The organism is Enterobacter cloacae complex sp. P1B (assembly GCF_014982345.1).
GTDB lineage: Bacteria > Pseudomonadota > Gammaproteobacteria > Enterobacterales > Enterobacteriaceae > Enterobacter > Enterobacter bugandensis.
On the sequence record NZ_JADCLF010000016.1, the window covers coordinates 262,010 to 279,088 of the forward strand.

The 17,079-nt window shown below is 60.3% G+C and carries 19 protein-coding genes; 11 read left to right on the plus strand and 8 right to left on the minus strand.

The window, feature by feature from the left end:
* The first annotated feature begins 6 nt into the window (after positions 1-6).
* From INF77_RS20045 to INF77_RS20065, 5 genes are all read left to right on the plus strand, one after another.
* Complete coding sequence (locus INF77_RS20045) at positions 7-861, plus strand: isochorismatase (protein WP_193532209.1); 855 nt, start codon at positions 7-9, stop codon at positions 859-861.
* Positions 861-1,616 (plus strand): 2,3-dihydro-2,3-dihydroxybenzoate dehydrogenase EntA, encoded by a 756-nt coding sequence (gene entA, locus INF77_RS20050; protein WP_193532210.1) that lies wholly within the window; start codon positions 861-863, stop codon positions 1,614-1,616. The genes INF77_RS20045 and entA overlap by 1 nt, the downstream gene beginning before the upstream one ends.
* Positions 1,616-2,029, plus strand: a complete 414-nt coding sequence (gene entH / locus INF77_RS20055; protein ID WP_069733602.1) for a proofreading thioesterase EntH — start codon at positions 1,616-1,618, stop codon at positions 2,027-2,029. The genes entA and entH overlap by 1 nt, the downstream gene beginning before the upstream one ends.
* 149 nt (positions 2,030-2,178) lie before the next feature.
* Positions 2,179-4,284: a pyruvate/proton symporter CstA gene (cstA, locus tag INF77_RS20060; protein ID WP_017694336.1), complete on the plus strand. Its 2,106-nt coding sequence runs from the start codon at positions 2,179-2,181 to the stop codon at positions 4,282-4,284.
* Positions 4,285-4,343: 59 nt separating this feature from the next.
* Positions 4,344-4,541 carry a YbdD/YjiX family protein gene (locus INF77_RS20065; protein ID WP_006809671.1) on the plus strand — a complete coding sequence of 66 codons (198 nt, stop codon included), beginning with the start codon at positions 4,344-4,346 and terminating at the stop codon, positions 4,539-4,541.
* Here the strand turns inward: INF77_RS20065 and INF77_RS20070 are convergent.
* The 4 genes from INF77_RS20070 to INF77_RS20085 form a co-directional block, all read right to left on the minus strand.
* Positions 4,538-4,942, minus strand: coding sequence for a helix-turn-helix transcriptional regulator (locus tag INF77_RS20070; RefSeq protein ID WP_028012302.1), 405 nt, complete (start codon positions 4,940-4,942; stop codon positions 4,538-4,540). The two genes, INF77_RS20065 and INF77_RS20070, sit on opposite strands and share 4 nt — an antisense overlap.
* Entirely contained in the window at positions 4,917-5,219 is a 303-nt protein-coding gene (locus INF77_RS20075) for a type II toxin-antitoxin system RelE/ParE family toxin (RefSeq protein ID WP_017899060.1), read from the minus strand. The genes INF77_RS20070 and INF77_RS20075 overlap by 26 nt, the downstream gene beginning before the upstream one ends.
* Positions 5,220-5,402: 183 nt before the next feature.
* Positions 5,403-6,146 carry an SDR family NAD(P)-dependent oxidoreductase gene (locus tag INF77_RS20080; RefSeq protein WP_028012303.1) on the minus strand — a complete coding sequence of 248 codons (744 nt, stop codon included), beginning with the start codon at positions 6,144-6,146 and terminating at the stop codon, positions 5,403-5,405.
* A gap of 57 nt (positions 6,147-6,203) precedes the next feature.
* Entirely contained in the window at positions 6,204-7,292 is a 1,089-nt protein-coding gene (locus tag INF77_RS20085; RefSeq protein WP_193532211.1) for an oxidoreductase, read from the minus strand.
* A gap of 159 nt (positions 7,293-7,451) precedes the next feature.
* On the opposite strand from INF77_RS20085, the gene INF77_RS20090 reads away from it, so the two are divergent.
* The 4 genes from INF77_RS20090 to INF77_RS20105 are packed head-to-tail and all read left to right on the plus strand — an operon-like array spanning position 7,452 to position 12,268.
* On the plus strand, positions 7,452-8,954 hold the full coding sequence (locus tag INF77_RS20090; RefSeq protein WP_193532212.1) for a sugar ABC transporter ATP-binding protein: 1,503 nt from the start codon (positions 7,452-7,454) through the stop codon (positions 8,952-8,954).
* Positions 8,951-9,946: an ABC transporter permease gene (locus INF77_RS20095; RefSeq protein ID WP_069733597.1), complete on the plus strand. Its 996-nt coding sequence runs from the start codon at positions 8,951-8,953 to the stop codon at positions 9,944-9,946. Before INF77_RS20090 ends, INF77_RS20095 begins: the two co-directional genes overlap by 4 nt.
* A gap of 19 nt (positions 9,947-9,965) precedes the next feature.
* Complete coding sequence (locus tag INF77_RS20100; protein WP_193532213.1) at positions 9,966-11,030, plus strand: sugar ABC transporter substrate-binding protein; 1,065 nt, start codon at positions 9,966-9,968, stop codon at positions 11,028-11,030.
* Positions 11,027-12,268, plus strand: coding sequence for an LVIVD repeat-containing protein (locus INF77_RS20105; protein ID WP_193532214.1), 1,242 nt, complete (start codon positions 11,027-11,029; stop codon positions 12,266-12,268). The genes INF77_RS20100 and INF77_RS20105 overlap by 4 nt, the downstream gene beginning before the upstream one ends.
* Positions 12,269-12,308: 40 nt before the next feature.
* Here INF77_RS20105 and mtnK read toward each other — a convergent pair whose 3' ends face one another.
* Positions 12,309-13,508 (minus strand): S-methyl-5-thioribose kinase, encoded by a 1,200-nt coding sequence (gene mtnK / locus INF77_RS20110; protein ID WP_193532215.1) that lies wholly within the window; start codon positions 13,506-13,508, stop codon positions 12,309-12,311.
* Positions 13,509-13,612: 104 nt separating this feature from the next.
* On the opposite strand from mtnK, the gene mtnA reads away from it, so the two are divergent.
* Entirely contained in the window at positions 13,613-14,629 is a 1,017-nt protein-coding gene (gene mtnA, locus INF77_RS20115; RefSeq protein ID WP_193532216.1) for an S-methyl-5-thioribose-1-phosphate isomerase, read from the plus strand.
* A 42-nt stretch (positions 14,630-14,671) separates the two neighbouring features.
* Positions 14,672-15,142 (plus strand): SRPBCC family protein, encoded by a 471-nt coding sequence (locus INF77_RS20120; RefSeq protein ID WP_028012311.1) that lies wholly within the window; start codon positions 14,672-14,674, stop codon positions 15,140-15,142.
* Positions 15,143-15,195: 53 nt separating this feature from the next.
* On the opposite strand, the gene INF77_RS20125 is transcribed toward INF77_RS20120, so the two are convergent.
* The 3 genes from INF77_RS20125 to INF77_RS20135 are packed head-to-tail and all read right to left on the minus strand — an operon-like array spanning position 15,196 to position 17,035.
* Positions 15,196-15,738, minus strand: a complete 543-nt coding sequence (locus INF77_RS20125) for an acireductone dioxygenase (protein WP_193532217.1) — start codon at positions 15,736-15,738, stop codon at positions 15,196-15,198.
* Positions 15,735-16,424 (minus strand): acireductone synthase, encoded by a 690-nt coding sequence (gene mtnC, locus INF77_RS20130; protein WP_047367714.1) that lies wholly within the window; start codon positions 16,422-16,424, stop codon positions 15,735-15,737. Before mtnC ends, INF77_RS20125 begins: the two co-directional genes overlap by 4 nt.
* Positions 16,421-17,035: a methylthioribulose 1-phosphate dehydratase gene (locus INF77_RS20135; protein ID WP_048961266.1), complete on the minus strand. Its 615-nt coding sequence runs from the start codon at positions 17,033-17,035 to the stop codon at positions 16,421-16,423. Before INF77_RS20135 ends, mtnC begins: the two co-directional genes overlap by 4 nt.
* Between the last annotated feature and the right edge of the window lie 44 nt (positions 17,036-17,079).

Below are 17,079 nucleotides of genomic sequence, written 5' to 3' on the forward strand. Positions count from 1 at the left end.
CAGAGAATGGCCATTCCAAAATTAACCGCTTACGCGCTGCCAACCGCCGCAGAGCTGCCGACCAACAAGGTGAACTGGGCGTTTGAGCCGGAGCGCGCCGCGCTGCTGATCCACGATATGCAGGAGTATTTCCTGAACTTCTGGGGCGAAAATAGCGACATGATGCAGCAGGTGGTGGCGAACATCGCTAAACTGCGCGCGTACTGCAAAGAACACAATATCCCGGTGTACTACACCGCGCAGCCGAAAGAGCAGAGCGATGAAGACCGCGCCCTGCTGAACGACATGTGGGGGCCGGGCCTGACCCGCTCGCCGGAGCAGCAGCGTATCGTGGATGAACTGACGCCGGACGAAGCGGACACCGTGCTGGTGAAGTGGCGCTACAGCGCGTTTCACCGCTCACCGCTGGAGCAGATGCTGAAAGAGACCGGCCGCAACCAGCTGCTGATTACCGGCGTTTATGCCCACATCGGCTGCATGACCACCGCTACCGACGCCTTTATGCGCGACATCAAGCCGTTCTTTATCGCCGACGCGCTGGCGGACTTCACCCGCGACGAGCACCTGATGTCGCTGAAATACGTGGCAGGACGTTCTGGCCGCGTGGTGATGACCGATGAGCTGCTGCCGTCCGTTCCGGCAACGAAAGCCGCGCTGCGCGCGCTGATCCTGCCGCTGCTGGACGAGTCCGACGAGCCGATGGATGACGAAAACCTGATCGACTACGGTCTGGACTCGGTGCGCATGATGGCGCTGGCCGCCCGCTGGCGAAAGGTGCACGGCGACATCGACTTCGTGATGCTGGCGAAAAATCCGACCCTCGACGCCTGGTGGGCGCTGCTCTCCCGTGAGGTGAAGTGATGGCGGGGGCCGATTTTACCGGTAAAACGGTTTGGGTAACGGGCGCGGGTAAAGGTATCGGCTATGCGACCGCGCTGGCCTTTGTGGAGGCGGGCGCGCGGGTGACCGGGTTCGATCTGGCCTTCCCGCAGGACGATTATCCGTTTGCCACCGAAACGCTGGACGTGGCGGACGCGGCGCAGGTGGGCGACGTCTGCGGGCGTTTACTCGGCACCCTTGAGCGCCTCGACGTGCTGGTTAACGCGGCGGGCATTCTGCGCATGGGCGCGACGGACGAGCTTTCGCAGGAAGACTGGCAGCAGACCTTTGCGGTTAACGTCGGCGGCGCGTTTAACCTGTTTCAGCAGACGATGGGCCAGTTCCGCCGTCAGCAGGGCGGGGCGATAGTGACCGTGGCCTCCGACGCGGCGCACACCCCGCGCATCGGCATGAGTGCCTACGGTGCGTCGAAGGCAGCGCTGAAAAGCCTGGCGCTGACCGTCGGGCTGGAGCTGGCGGGCAGCGGCGTGCGCTGTAACCTGGTGTCGCCGGGCTCAACGGACACCGACATGCAGCGCACCCTGTGGAAAAGCGACGATGCGGAGCAGCAGCGCATTCGCGGCTTTGGCGAGCAGTTCAAGCTCGGCATTCCGCTCGGCAAAATCGCCCGTCCGCAGGAAATTGCCGCCACCGTGCTGTTCCTTGCGTCCGATGCCGCCAGCCATATTACCCTGCAGGATATCGTGGTGGACGGCGGCTCCACGCTGGGGGCGTAATGATCTGGAAACGTCATTTATCGCTTGAAGAACTGAACGCCACTAGCGTAAACACCCTGGTGGCGCATCTGGGCATCGTCTATACCCGCCTCGGGGACGACACGCTGGAAGCAGAGATGCCGGTGGATGCCCGTACCCATCAGCCGTTTGGCCTGCTGCACGGCGGCGCCTCGGCGGCGCTGGCAGAAACGCTGGGCTCAATGGCCGGTTTTCTGATGACCCGCGACGGGCAGAACGTGGTCGGCACAGAGCTGAACGCCACGCACCATCGCGCGGTCTCTCACGGTAAGGTGCGCGGCGTGTGTCAGCCGCTGCATCTGGGGCGTTCGAGCCAGAGCTGGGAGATCGTGGTATTCGACGAGCAGGGGCGGCGGTGCTGTACCTGTCGGTTGAGCACGATGGTGCTGGGGTAAGTCATTCAGCTGAAAGTGATCGGCTTAACACTGTGGTGTAAATCTCTGGTTTGACCACGCATTATTGCGTTTCAAAGTTGTTAAATTTTATCCGTTGTTCTAGAAACAAAATGTAACATCTCACTGTTTCACAACAACGGACAACAACTATGAACAACTCAGGGAAATACCTTACGTGGGCGGTGCTCTCCGTTGTGGGAGCCTTTGCCCTGGGCTATATCGCCCTCAACCGGGGGGAGCAGATCAATGCGCTCTGGATCGTCGTCGCCTCCGTCTGCATTTATCTCATTGCGTACCGTTTTTATGGCCGCTATATCGCAAAGACGGTACTGGGCGTAGACGGCACACGCATGACGCCAGCCGTGCGCCACAACGACGGGCTGGACTACGTGCCGACGGATAAAAAAGTGCTGTTCGGTCACCATTTCGCGGCGATTGCCGGTGCAGGCCCGCTGGTGGGGCCGGTGCTGGCGGCGCAGATGGGCTACCTGCCGGGGATGATCTGGATCCTCGCGGGGGTGGTGCTGGCGGGCGCGGTGCAGGACTTTATGGTGCTGTTCGTCTCCACCCGTCGCGACGGCCGTTCTCTGGGTGAGCTGGTGAAAGAGGAGATGGGGGCAACCGCCGGGGTGATTGCGCTGGTGGCGACCTTTATGATCATGGTGATCATCCTCGCGGTGCTGGCGATGATCGTGGTGAAAGCGCTGACCCACAGCCCGTGGGGAACCTACACGGTCGCCTTTACCATTCCGCTGGCGTTGTTTATGGGGATTTACATTCGCTACCTGCGCCCGGGGCGCATCGGTGAAGTCTCTGTCATTGGCCTGGTGTTCCTGGTATTTGCGATTATCTCCGGCGGCTGGGTGGCGGAAAGCCCGACCTGGGCACCATTCTTCGACTTTACCGGCGTGCAGCTGACCTGGATGCTGGTGGGCTACGGCTTTGTGGCGGCAGTGCTGCCGGTGTGGCTGCTGCTGGCCCCGCGCGATTACCTCTCAACCTTCCTGAAAATCGGCACCATCGTCGGGCTGGCCATCGGCATTCTGATTATGCGCCCGACCCTGACCATGCCTGCGCTGACCAAATTCATCGACGGTACCGGCCCGGTCTGGACTGGTAACCTGTTCCCGTTCCTGTTTATTACCATCGCCTGCGGTGCGGTGTCCGGCTTCCACGCGCTGATTGCCTCCGGGACGACGCCGAAGATGCTGGCCAACGAGAATCAGGCCTGCCTGATTGGCTACGGCGGCATGCTGATGGAGTCCTTCGTGGCGATTATGGCGCTGGTCTCCGCCTGCATTATTGACCCGGGCGTTTACTTCGCGATGAACAGCCCGATGGCGGTACTGGCCCCGGCCGGCACCGTTGACGTGGTCGCCTCTGCCGCGCAAGTGGTGAGCGGCTGGGGCTTTGCCATTACCCCGGAAACGCTGACGCATATCGCTAATGAGGTGGGCGAGCAGTCAATTATCTCCCGCGCGGGCGGGGCACCGACGCTGGCGGTGGGCATGGCCTACATCCTGCACGGCGCGCTGGGCGGGCTGATGGACGTGTCGTTCTGGTATCACTTCGCCATCCTGTTCGAGGCGCTGTTTATTTTGACGGCGGTGGATGCGGGAACCCGTGCGGCGCGCTTTATGCTCCAGGATCTGCTGGGGGTGATCTCCCCGAACCTGAAGCGGACCGATTCGCTCCCGGCTAACCTGCTGGCGACGGCGCTGTGCGTGCTGGCGTGGGGCTACTTCCTGCATCAGGGCGTGGTCGATCCGCTGGGCGGGATCAACACCCTGTGGCCGCTGTTCGGTATCGCCAACCAGATGCTGGCGGGCATGGCGCTGATGCTCTGCGCGGTGGTGCTGTTCAAGATGAAGCGCCAGCGTTACGCGTGGGTGGCGCTGGTGCCAACCGCCTGGCTGCTAATCTGTACCCTGACGGCGGGCTGGCAAAAAGCCTTCAGTCCGGACAATAAGGTGGGCTTCCTGGCGATCGCCAACAAGTTCCAGGCGATGATCGACAGCGGCAAGATCCCGGCGCAGTACACCGAGTCACAGCTGTCTCAGCTGGTATTCAACAACCGTCTGGATGCCGGACTGACCATCTTCTTTATGGTGGTGGTTGTGGTGCTGGCGTTGTATTCTCTGAAAACCGCGCTGGCGGCGCTGAAGGTCGACACGCCGACGGCGAAAGAGACGCCGTATGAGCCGATGCCTGAAAACCTGGACGAGATTGTGACCCAGGCGAAAGGGGCGCATTAACCTGTGTGCCGGGTGGCGCTAGCGCTTACCCGGCCTACATTTCCAGTGAGACCAGAATGATGTTCGACACCCTCTCTAAAGCAGGTAAGTACCTGGGCCAGGCCGCCAAAATGATGATTGGCGTGCCGGATTACGATAACTACGTCGAGCATATGCGCGTCAACCACCCGGACCAGACGCCGATGACCTACGAAGAGTTTTTCCGCGACCGCCAGGACGCCCGTTACGGCGGCAAGGGCGGGGCGAAGTGCTGTTAACCCTCTTTCGGTAAATAGAGGCTGATTTGCTCCTGCTTGCAGCCATAAATTGCCGCCAGCTTTTCGCGTGTGCGCTTTTGCGGACGGGAGTCCAGCGCTTCCAGCTGTGATACGGCGGACTGGCTGATGCCGAGTTTTTCCGCCACCTCCTGCTGCGACATGCCGCGCAGAATGCGCCATGCGGCCTGCAGGCTGACGTTCTCGCTATGCATGACGTCGCACACTTCACCCGGTAAACCTACGTTATCGTAGATATCTGATTCGTAAGGGATGTCTTCCCAGTCGTTTTCATCATCGTCATCATACTCAAGCATGGCTAAACGCATGCGGAAATATTCATCGTAGGGAATGACAACATACTGTTTTTTTCCTTCTTCATCCTTGATGAACTGAATAGTCATATTCCGTATGCTCCTCATGAAGGTAGGTGGTGGTTGTCCGGCGTTTTACCGCCACTACGTAACAGGTATCACCCGGCGGGTCTCCGAAGGTGTAAATGACCCTGTAATCACCTAATCGCAACCTGTAGTGGTTTTCGGGAGAAGATAATTTCTTGATATCCGCGACAGGTGATGTTTTATCATCCATCTTCTCCAGCCTGAATTTAATGCGGTTCTGATATCGCGTATCGATTTTAGAAAATTGCTTCTCTGCTGTTTTTGACCACACGATCTTCATCCGTACCTCCACTGTACGCCCACACAAAATATAAGGAAATAATAAGACTATTAGATAAATTCCGAATTTCTTATGGGGTACTGTAGAGCGGAAAAAAAGCGCAGGTAAGAGGCAAAACGCAAACCGTCGAGGCGGCTCGACAAGGCCTCTGCCGGGCGACAGAGGCTTGCAGGAAAATTGCGATCAGGCGTTCAAACCGCCGTCCACGTCCAGACCGGTGCCTGAGATCTGCCCGGCTGCCGGGCTGGCTAGGAAAGTGACCGCCGCCGCGACGTCTTCCGGCTGGCCGTAATGGCCCAGGGCAATAAGCTGACGCTGTGAGTCAGCCTGTTCACCGTCCTCCGGGTTCATATCGCTGTTGGTCGGGCCGGGGTGCACCAGGTTAACGGTAATACCGCGCGGGCCAAGATCGCGGGCCAGACCACGGGTGAGGGAGTTCAGTGCAGATTTGGTCATTGAGTAGACGGCAATCCCCGGCTGTGCCACGCGGTTCGCCAGACAACTGCCGATGTTGATAATGCGCCCGCCGTCAGACATATGCACCAGCGCTTCCTGAATAGCGATCACCACGCCGCGGATGTTGACGTTGATGAGGGCGTCTATGTCCGCCAGCGTCATGGACTCCAGCGGGCCGCCGCGCGCGATACCGGCGTTATTGACCAGGATGTCCAGCCCGCCGAGAGAGCGTGCCGCATGGGTGACGGCATCCTGAATCGCCTGCGCGCTGGCGCTGTCCGCCTGAATGGCCTCGCCGTGCCGCCCCAGCGCCTTAATTTCATCCGCGACCGCCTGGGCTTTATCGGCGGATTTTTCATAGGTGATGACCACATCGGCACCGGCGCGCGCCAGCGACAGGGCAATCGCACGACCCAGCCCGCGGCTGGCGCCGGTAACCAGCGCCTTTTTACCTGTTAAATCGATCTGCATGATGACCTCGTTACGAGAGTGGTGAGAACCATCATTAGGTATAGCCCGTCGGCGCAATTAACGGCGGAAGGATTCTACTTTCTCAAACGCGGCGCGCAGAGCCTCAGGCGTTAACGTCACCGGCAGATAGTGAATCGACTCCACCGGGCGCAGAGTGTGGGCGATGACCTTGTCGAGATCGTCGCGGTTATTGATGTCGACGTCCAGCTCGCGAAGCGTGGTCGGCAGGTTAAAGCGCCGGTATGCCGCCACCAGCTGTGCCAGCACGTCGTCCTGGCCGAGCAGGGCGCTCTGCACCAGAATGCCGTAGGCCACCTTGGTGCCGTGCAGGTATTTTTCCGTCTGCGGCAGCACGGTCAAGCCGTTGTGCACCGCGTGCGCCGCCGCCACGCGGGTGTAGCGTTCGCCCAGGCCGCCGACCATCCCGCCGCCGGCAATAATGGCGTCCACCACGTCCCGAAACGCCTGCGTTAGCTCGCCGCGCTGCTGGTCGGCAAGCGCTTGCTCACTGTGTTCCAGCAGCACGTCGCGGATCGCCAGCGCGCCGTTAAGGCCGAGACGCACGGTCAGCGGCAGGATTTCCGGCTGTGGGGCGAGAACCACCGCTTCGTACCACTTCGCCAGCGTATCGCCGATGCCCGCCAGCAAATATTCCGCCGGGGCGTTCAGAACGATCCGCGGCTCCACCAGCACCAGAAAGTTAGCGTCGTCAAAAATCTCAAACTGTAGCGCCTGACCGGCATCGTTGTACCAGACGGAGAGCGGGGTCCACGCTGCGCAGGTGGCGGCGATGGTGGGAATGCCCACGAACGGCACGCCTAAGCGGCGCGCCACGGCCTTGACGGTGTCCATCACCGCGCCGCCGCCCACGCCAATCACCACGCTGGCTTCGCTGCCGGATTCGTTCACCAGCCGGGTGACGTCGCGCTCGCTGCAGTGGCCTTTAAACAGCAGGTGCTTCGCCCCCGGCGCGTTAAAGCTCTCCGGCAGGAACGGGCGCGCGCCCTCTATTGCGCGCTCGCCGTAAATCCACACCGCGCGGGAAAGCTGTTCCGGGGTAAAGAAGTCATTCAGATGCGCAAGGCTTCCGGAATGGGAGAAGTAGTTCGCAGGGCCGGGCACGACGCGGATGTCGGTGTTGCTCATGGTGTTGTCCTTTTTTCGCAAGCGCTAACCCGATGTTATGTCTGGACATCCGGATGGCTAATAATATTTCGCTTTATCTTATGCCTTTTCCGTCGTTGTCAGTCAACCGGAGCTGTGAAAAATTCGATAAATCAGAAGAGTTATGAAGGATTTACGCGGATGGTTTCCAGTCGTCTTGAAATGCGCGGTATCAGCCTGGCCTTCTCCGGCTTTCAGGCGCTGACGCGCGTGGATTTCACGCTGAACGGCGGGTCGGTGCATGCGCTGACGGGCGCCAACGGTGCGGGGAAATCAACGCTGATGGCGGTGCTGTGCGGGACGCACGACCACTATGAAGGCGAAATCTCCATTAACAACCAGCCGGTAAACATTCGCGAGCCGCTGGACGCCAAACGGCTGGGCATCCACCTCGTGCAGCAGGAGGTGGACGTGGCGCTGATCCCCGGGCTGAGCATTGCGGAGAACATCATGCTCGACCAGCTGGCGCAGCCGGGGCACCGCTACCGCTGGCGCACCGTTCGTCAGCAGGCGCGGCAGGCGCTGGCGCAGCTCGACGTTACGCTGGACGTTCGCCGCTCCATCGACGGCTGTTCGCTGGCCGAAAAGCAGCAGATTTTGCTGGCACGCGCTTTGTCCCACCACTGCCGCTTTTTGATTCTTGACGAGCCCACCGCGCCGCTGGACGCGCACGAGAGCGAGCGTCTGTTTGCGGTGGTAAGACGTCTGCAACAGCAGGGCATCGGCGTGGTGTTTATCTCCCACCGCATTCACGAGCTAAAAGCTATCTGCGACACCCTGACGGTGCTGCGCGACGGCAAGCTGATTGAGTCCGGCCCGATGGCCGATCTCAGCGGTGAAGAGATTGTTGAGAAGATGCTCGGCCACGTGCTGAGCGATATCTACCCGCCCGCGCGACCGCCGCACGGCGACGAAACGCTGCTGCGAGTGGAAGGACTGCACGACGACGCGCTGCTGAAGGATATCTCCCTGCACCTGCGCAAAGGCGAAATTCTCGGGATTGCCGGGCTGGCGGGGGCGGGGAAAACCGAACTCTGCAAGGCGCTGTTTGGCGCCACCAAAAGCCGCGTGGCGCGCGGTGAGTTGAACCATCAGGCCTGGCAGCCGCGCGATCCGGCAGACTCGGTGCTGCGCGGCCTGGCGCTGGTGCCGGAGGAGCGGCGCAAAGAGGGCATTTTTATCGACGAGCCGGTGAGCATGAACCTTGCCGTGTGCGCCGATAACAGCTTCTCGCGCTGGAGCATGTTCGGCCATCGTCAGGCGTGGCGCTGGGCGGAGGAGGTGATCGCCCGCGTCGGCGTTCGCACCCGCGGTCCCGGACAGGTTTTGCGACGTCTCTCCGGCGGTAACCAGCAGAAGGTCGCCATCGGCAAGTGGCTGCGTAATGACGCCAGCGTGCTGATTTTCGACGAGCCGACCAAAGGCGTGGACGTGAAGGCCAAAACCGATCTGTTCCAGCTGATTGACGGCCTGGCTCGCGAGGGCAAAGGGGTGATTTACGCCTCCGGCGAGTTTGCCGAGCTGGTGGGACTGTGCGACCGCATCTGCGTCCTGTGGGACGGGCGCATCGTGGCGGAAATCGCCGGGGAAGAGGCCCGTGAAGAGACACTACTTTATTATTCAACCGGAGGAACGGCGTCGTGAGCAAGGCCCTTTCAGTGACCCCGGCGGCGTCTGGCCGTCAGCAACTTTTTGATTTTCTCTATAAATGGGGCATGTTGCTCACCGTCGTCGCGCTGGTGGCCGTCTTTGGCCTGGCGTCGGACAGCTTCCTCGACCCGAACAACATCATCAATATTCTGCGCTCGATTGCCATCGTGACGGTGATTGCCGTTGGCGTGTCGATTTCATTGACCGTCGGCGGGTTCGATCTCTCCGTGGGCTCCACGGCGTCGCTAGCGAACGCGCTGGTGATTTCGCTTTTCGTCTGGCACGGCTTCGGCACCACCGAGTCGATTGTAATCACTCTCGCGCTCTGCACGCTGGTCGGCCTGTTTAACGCTTTCCTGATCGTCATCCTGCGTATTCCGGACATGCTCGCGACGCTCGCCAGCTTGTTTGTCATCCAGGGTGTGGCGATGACCTATAGCTACGGCGGGTCGATTACCGAGAATATGGTGCTGCCGAGCGGCGACATGGCGGAAGGGACCATTCCGGCGGCGTTCAGCCTGCTGGGGCAGGTGCCGACCATTGTCATCATCATGCTGGCGGTGACCCTTCTGGCGCAGCTGGGGCTGTCGCTGACCACTCACGGACGCCGGATGTACGCCATTGGCGGTAACCCGGAAGCGGCGCGTCTCTCCGGCATTCGCACCACGCGCTACAAGGTGGCGGCCTACGTGATTGCCTCGCTGCTGGCGGGCCTGGGCGGAATTTTGCTGGCCTCGCGCATTGGCTCATCGCAGGTGAACGCGGGCGGGGGTTACCTGATGGATGCGGTGGCGGCGGCGTGGATCGGCTTCTCGCTGGCCGGATCCGGCAAGCCGAATGCGCTGGGGACGCTGGTCGGGGCGGTGATTCTCGGCGTGCTGTCGAACGGGCTGGTGATGCTCTCCGTGCCGTATTACGCCATGGACATAATAAAAGGGCTGGTGCTCGCGGTGGCACTGGCGATTACCTACATACAAAAACGCTGACAACACAACGGGATAAAAAATGAAAAAGATTGCGCTCTCTTTGGTGGCACTGGGGTTACTCACTTCTCTGCCGGGATTCGCGGCCACGCCCGCGCCGGTTCCGCCCGCCATTGCGAACCACGACGGACCGATCCGCATCGCGGTGATCCGTAACCTCGGCTCGGACGACAACACCACGCAGTTTGTTGCCGGGGCCATTCAGGAAGGGAAAAAGCTCGGCTTTAAAGTCAGCACCTTTTTAAGCAACGGTGACGACGCTAAATTCCAGGACTTCGTTAACCAGGCCATCAGCCAGAAATATGACGGGATCATCCTGTCGCAGGGCCGCGATCCGTACTCCACCGCGCTGGTGAAGAAGGCGGTGGAGGCCGGAATTAAGGTCGCCGTGTTTGATACCGCCGTTAACGGCGAGATCCCGGGCGTGACCGTCACCCAGCAGGATGATGCCTCCCTGACTAACCTCTCCTTCGGCCAGCTGGCGAAAGATTTCAACGGCAAGGCCAATATCGTCAAGCTGTGGGTGGCGGGCTTCCCGCCGATGGAGCGCCGTCAGGCAGCCTATAAAGAATTGCAAAAGCAGTACCCGGAGATTAAAGAGCTGGAGTCCATCGGCGCGGTCTCTTCTGACGTGCAGGGCGACACCGCCAACAAGGTGGGCGCGATCCTGGCGAAATACCCGAAAGGCAAAATCGACGCCATCTGGGGCACCTGGGATGCCTTCAGCCAGGGGGCGTATAAGGCGCTGAAGGAGAACGGCCGTACCGAGATTAAACTCTACAGCATCGACATCTCCAACCAGGATCTGCAGCTGATGCGCGAGCCGGGCAGCCCGTGGAAGGTGAGCGTGGCGGTGGATCCGAAGCTGATTGGTGCGACTAACGTGCGCCTGATCGCCAACAAGATTGCCGGGGAAGCCACGCCTGCCACTTACGACTTCAAAGCCGCTGCGATCCCGCAGGCGCTGCTGACCGCGCAGCCGGGGGCGGTGAACGTAGCGTCGCTGGGCAAAATCATTCCGGGCTGGGGCCAGACGGAAGATTTTATCGCGCCGTGGTTTGCGACGCTGGAAGCGAAAAATAAATGAGCATCCTCCCCACGCCAGAATACAGCCGCAATATGCGGCTGATCGGCCATAGCGATCAGGGCGGTCGCCCGGACGGCGTGCAGCTGATGGTGCACCGCGGTTTCGCCTATATCGGCCATATGGTGTCGCAGGGCTTTTCGATAGTAGACGTGCGCGACCCGAAAAACCCGAAACCCGCGGGCTATGTGCCTGCGCCGCCGGGCACCTGGAACGTGCACCTCCAGGCGCATGACGACCTGCTGCTGGTGATCAACGCCCGGGATCTGTTTGCCGATGCCCGCTTCGCCGACGAGAAGGTCTACTATACCCGTCAGGTAGGAGAGACCGTCAGCGACGTGCAGGACAGGGGCTGGAGCGCCGGGCTTCGCGTTTTTGATATCTCCACGCCGGACGCGCCGCGCGAAATTGGCTTTCTCTCGCTGAGCGGCATCGGCATACACCGCATCTGGTACGTCGGTGGCCGCTGGGCGTACGTGTCGGCGCTGATCGACGGTTTTACCGACTACATCTTTCTGACGATCGACCTGGCGGACCCGCGCAAGCCTGAGGTGGCAGGGCGCTGGTGGCTGCCGGGCATGAACCAGGCCGAAGGCGAACAGCCGAACTGGCCGGAGGGAAAGCGCTACGCGCTGCATCACGCGATTATTGCCGGCGATACGGCGTACGGCAGCTGGCGCGACGGCGGCTTAACGCTGCTTGACGTGAAGGATCGTACCCAGCCTAAGCTTATTAGCCACCGTAACTGGAGTCCGCCGTTTGGCGGCGGCACGCACACCGCCCTGCCGCTGCCGGACCGGGAACTGCTGGTGGTGCTGGACGAAGCGGTGCTGGATAACCAGCAGGACGGCGAGAAGCTGATCTGGCTGTTTGATATCCGCGAGCCGTCGAACCCGGTGAGCATCTCGACCTTCCCGCAGCCGAATGAAACCGACTACGTGGCAAAAGGGGCGCATTTCGGCCCGCACAACCTGCACGAGAACCGGCCGGGGAGCTTTGTCAGCTCAACGCTGATTTTTGCCACCTATCAGAATGCTGGCGTGCGCGCGTATGACATCTCCAATCCGTATCGCCCGGTAGAAACCGGTGCGCTGGTGCCTGCGGCACCGGAGAGGATGATGGACACGCGGCCGAATCGCCCGCAAGTGATCCAGTCTTGTGACGTGTTTGTGGATGCGCAGGGAATTATCTACAGCACGGACTATAACGCCGGGCTGTCGGTGATTGAGTATCTGGGGTGAGTGCGGTTTGATGCCCTCTCCGACAGGGAGAGGGAGAAAATCAACTGTATTGCCGCACCCGCGCCACCAGATCTTCCGCGCTGTCGATGCGGTCGGCAATCAGAATCAGCGCTTTGCCGAGCGCGATCGCGTGGCGCAGGCATTCGTGGCGCATGGCCTCGTCCTGGATGCTGTCGATATCCGCGACGTGGGAAAGCCCGACGCTGCGGCGAATGAGTTCGGTGCCGCAGAACCCGATGGCATCATGCCAGACCTTTTTCAGGAACGCGGAGGCATAGCCTGGCGCGCTGAGCGCGGCGTCGCGGGCTTTCTCGTTTGCCAGCGCCTGAAAGCGTTCCGCGAAGGTGTTCCACAGCTCCTGAATATCGGTCAGGCGCTGCTCGCGCGCGGCGGCGGCATCGCGAATGCCCAGATGGCCCGGCAGGCCGCAGAAGTTGAGCAGCAGGTTGCCGATGGCGGTGCCGACGTCAAAGCCAATCGGCCCGAAATAGCCGAACTCGGCGTCGATGGCCTTCAGGCTGCCGTCGGCCACAAAAATCGAGCCGCTGTGAATATCCCCGTGCAGCAGCGCTTCGGCATGCGAGAAGAAGCGGTGCTTCAGGGAGGCCACGGCAATTTTTAGCGGGGCGTCGTCGCGCAGGGCGGCGACGTCATTTTCCAGCTCGGCAGGGTAGTTATTGCGCTCATGAACCTGGTACGGATCGTTAAAGAACAGATCTTCGGTGATCTCACACATCTCCGGGTTGATGAATTTCGCCACCTGCGCTTTTTTCTCGTGCGGGTGCAGGTAGAAATCGCTGGTGTGAAACAGCGCGTGCGCAAGGTATTCACCCAGCTGGCGCGCCGCCTGCGGGTAGTAAATGTTGTTGATCAGCTCGCCGCGCCAGATGCGATGGCTGGAGAGATCTTCCATCACCATCACCGCCAGTTCCGGGTCATAGTGGTGGATTTTTACGGTGTGCTGCGGGCTGTGCTGGTAATGCTCGACCAGGGTTTGCGCCTCGAGGCGAGCGCGATCCAGCGTCAGCGGCCAGGACTCGCCGACGCAGCGCACGTAGGGCAGCGCCTGTTTGACGATGATGCGGCTGACGCCCGCGCTGTCGAAAATTTTAAAAACCAGATTGAGGTTGCCGTCGCCCACTTCCTGCGCCTCTACCAGCGATGACGGATCGTCAAGCCCACCAAACTGCCTGGCATACTCCACGGCGTCCTGAGCGGTAAAGGTACGGTATTGCGACATGGCCTGCTCCTCACGAGTTAACTAATTAAGACATGTAGACGTCTATACATCTGGATTTCATCCTGACACAATGTGCTACAACAACGCAACAGGGAATTAACGACATGCAGACATTACAGACGACCAGCCTGCGGGTGGCGGATAATCAGCTCTTTATTCTCGACCAGCAGGCGCTTCCGCAGGAGAAACGCTGGCTGGATGCCTCAACGGTGGAGGCGCTGGTTGGGCATATCCACGCTCTGCGCGTGCGTGGCGCACCGTTGATTGGTCTCTCTGCAAGCCTGCTGCTGGCGCTGCTGGCGGAAAACGGCAAAAGCCGCGATGAGCTGGCGGTGGCGCTGGAAACGCTTCGCGCATCCCGCCCGACGGCGGTAAACCTGATGAACAACCTCGACCGCATGAAGCTTGCGCTGTGGGAAGAGAATTTCGTTCCGGCGCTGATGGCGGAGGCGCTGCGCCTGATTGACGAAGACAAACGGCTTTGCGACGCGATTGCAAAAGCGGGCAGCGCGCTGGTGAAGCCCGGCAGCCGTCTGCTGACCCACTGCAACACCGGCGGGCTGGCAACCGCGGGCGTCGGTACGGCGTTGGGCGTGATTGCCCGCGCGCATCAGGAGGGTAACGTCAGCAGCGTCTGGGTGGATGAAACCCGTCCGCTGTTGCAGGGCGGCAGGCTGACCGCATGGGAGCTGGGCGAGCTGGGGGTGCCGTATCAACTGATTACCGACTCCATGGCCGCCAGCCTGATGGCGAAAGGGCAGGTGGACGCCGTGTGGGTGGGGGCCGATCGCATCGCCGCTAACGGTGACGTGGCGAACAAGATCGGCACTTATTCGCTGGCAGTGCTGGCGAAATTCCACGGCATTCCGTTCTACGTAGCCGCCCCACAAACGACGCTCGACCCGGCCTGCCCGAACGGGGATGCGATCCCCATCGAGCAGCGCGCCGCCAGCGAAGTGACGGGCGTTGCCGGAAGCTTTGGCGCGGTGCAGTGGGCGCCGGAAAACGCGGTGGTCTATAACCCGGCATTCGACGTCACGCCTGCCTCGCTGATTAGCGGCTGGGTGCTGGATACGGGTGTGGTCACGCCGGATGAGGTGGCGGAAGGGAAATTTGCCTGAGTCCGGCTATCCTTTAAGGGGGTTCCCTGAGAGGACAACATCGTGACGCTCGATCCTGAAACAGACTTAAAACTGGAGCGCGTGGTGGACGCACCGCGCGACCTGCTCTGGCTCTGCTGGACCACGCCCGAGCACATCAAAAACTTCTTCATTCCTGCTCCGCACAAGGTGACCGAATGCGACCTCGACCTGCGCGTGGGCGGGCGGTTCAACACCGTGTTTGAGGTGGACGGGCAGCGGATGGATAACCGGGGTGTCTTCCTGGAAATCGACCCGGGGAAAAAGCTGGTGTTTACCGACGGCTATACCGAAGGCTGGAAACCGGCCGAGAAGCCGTTTATGACGGCAATTTTGTTGCTGGAAGACGTCGGGGAGGGGAAAACCCGCTATACGGCGATTGCGCGCCATCCGACGAAGGAAATCCGCGAGCAGCATGAACAGATGGGCTTCCACGAAGGGTGGGGGATAGTGCTGGATCAGCTGGTGAAGTATGTGAAAGGGCTTAACGCTTAGTGCGCGCTGGTGCCCTCACCCCGACCCTCTCCCACAGGGAGAGGGAGAAAAGATCAGGCCAGGCGTGGATAGGCATCCGCGATCGCATCGCCCGTAAACTGGGCAACCCAGCCTTCCGGATTGTCGAAAATACGAATGGCCGTAAAGTTCGGCTCTGAACCCATATCAAACCAGTGCGGCGTGCCTGCCGGCACGGAAATCAGGTCGTTTTTCTCGCACAGCACCTGATAAACCTCATCGCCAATGTGCAGGCAGAACAGCCCGGCACCTTCCACGAAAAAACGCACTTCGTCTTCGCCGTGGGTGTGTTCGTTGAGAAACTTCGCGCGCAGCGCCTCTTTCTGCGGATTGTCGGCGCGCAGGCTGATGACATCCCAGCTCTGATAGCCTTTCTCTGCCACCAGCTTGTCGATCGCATGTTGATACGCTTCGATCACGGCTTCGGGGGCAGGATCCTGTCCTAAATCACGGTCTGCCGCCCAGCGCTCAAAGCGCACGCCTTTAGCGTTCAGCTGTTGAGAGATTTCGGCGGCGTCGGTGCTGTGCCACAGAGGCTTACTGGCGTCTTTATCGGAATAAATGGTCAATGCGCTCATGAAGGGATCTGCTCCGGATTAATCTCGTCAAACTGGTGGATTTGATGGTGATGGCTCGCGCCGTCATCTTCACCGCGAATCAGTTGCAGGGTGCGAAAACCCGCCTGTTCAGCCGCGTCCAGCTCCTGATGAATATCCGACAGGAACAGGATCTGCGACGGGGCGATGCCCGTGTGCGCCGCTATGTTCTTGTAAGACTGCACCTCGCGCTTGGCGCCGATGTGGGTATCAAAATAGCCGCTGAACAGATGAGTAATATCACCTTCGTCGCTGTAGCCAAATAACAGTTTCTGCGCAGCAACGGAGCCAGAGGAATAAACATAGAGATCAATCCCTTGCGCCTTCCATTTTTCCAGCGCGGGCAGAACGTCAGGGTACAGATGGCCGGTAAAGTCACCGTTGATGTAGCCCTCCTGCCAGATGATGCCTTGCAGGGCTTTGAGCGCCGTCGATTTGCGGTCTTCATCCATAAAGCTAAACAGCACGTTGATGAGATCGCCGACGCCGGCATGCGGATCGCTGATTTCATCGCGCAGGTTGTCCAGAATCGATTTGACCGGCTCGGCGTACTGCTGGGCGGTCACGAAGGCCGCCAGCCGCTCACGCGCGTAGGGGAACAAAACATCATGGACAAAACGAATATCGCTGGTGGTTCCTTCAATATCCGTCACAATCGCGCGAATCATACTCTCTCCAGTTGTCGTAAACGCATTTCGCATTCAAATAAGAATTCTAAACCTTCCAGATGACGGCGGGCTTCGGCCACGTCGCGTCCCCAGCAGGTTAAGCCATGGCCGCGCAGAAGAAAACCATAATTAAGCGGACGCTCCTGAGCGTAATGAGCGATGCGCGAGGCGAGGGCGTCGATGTCCTGGTCGTTATCAAACACCGGGATGGCGACGGTATCCAGATGGGTAGTCTGCCCGGTAAGCGATTTCTGCATCTCGAAACCGCTGATATTCAGTTCGGCTTCTTTGACCAGACGCGACAGCACCGTGGCGTTAACGGTATGAACGTGCAGGACAGCGTTAGCCTCCGGGAACAGGCGATAGATAAGGGTGTGTAGCCCGGTCTCCGCCGACGGTTTTCGACCGGACGGCGCCCGGTTGGTGGCGATCTCCACCTGTAGAAAATCGTCGGTGGTCAGGCTGCCTTTGTCCTTGCCGGATTCGCTGAGCCAGCAGAGGTGCTCGTCCTGACGCACCGACATATTACCGCCGGTGGCGGGTGCCCAGCCTTTGGCGCCTATCCAGCGGCAGGCGTCGACCAGGTGTGTGAGCAGCAGGTTGTCTGTCATTTCCTTTTACCCCTCGGCCAGGAATATTGATATGGTTTAGACGT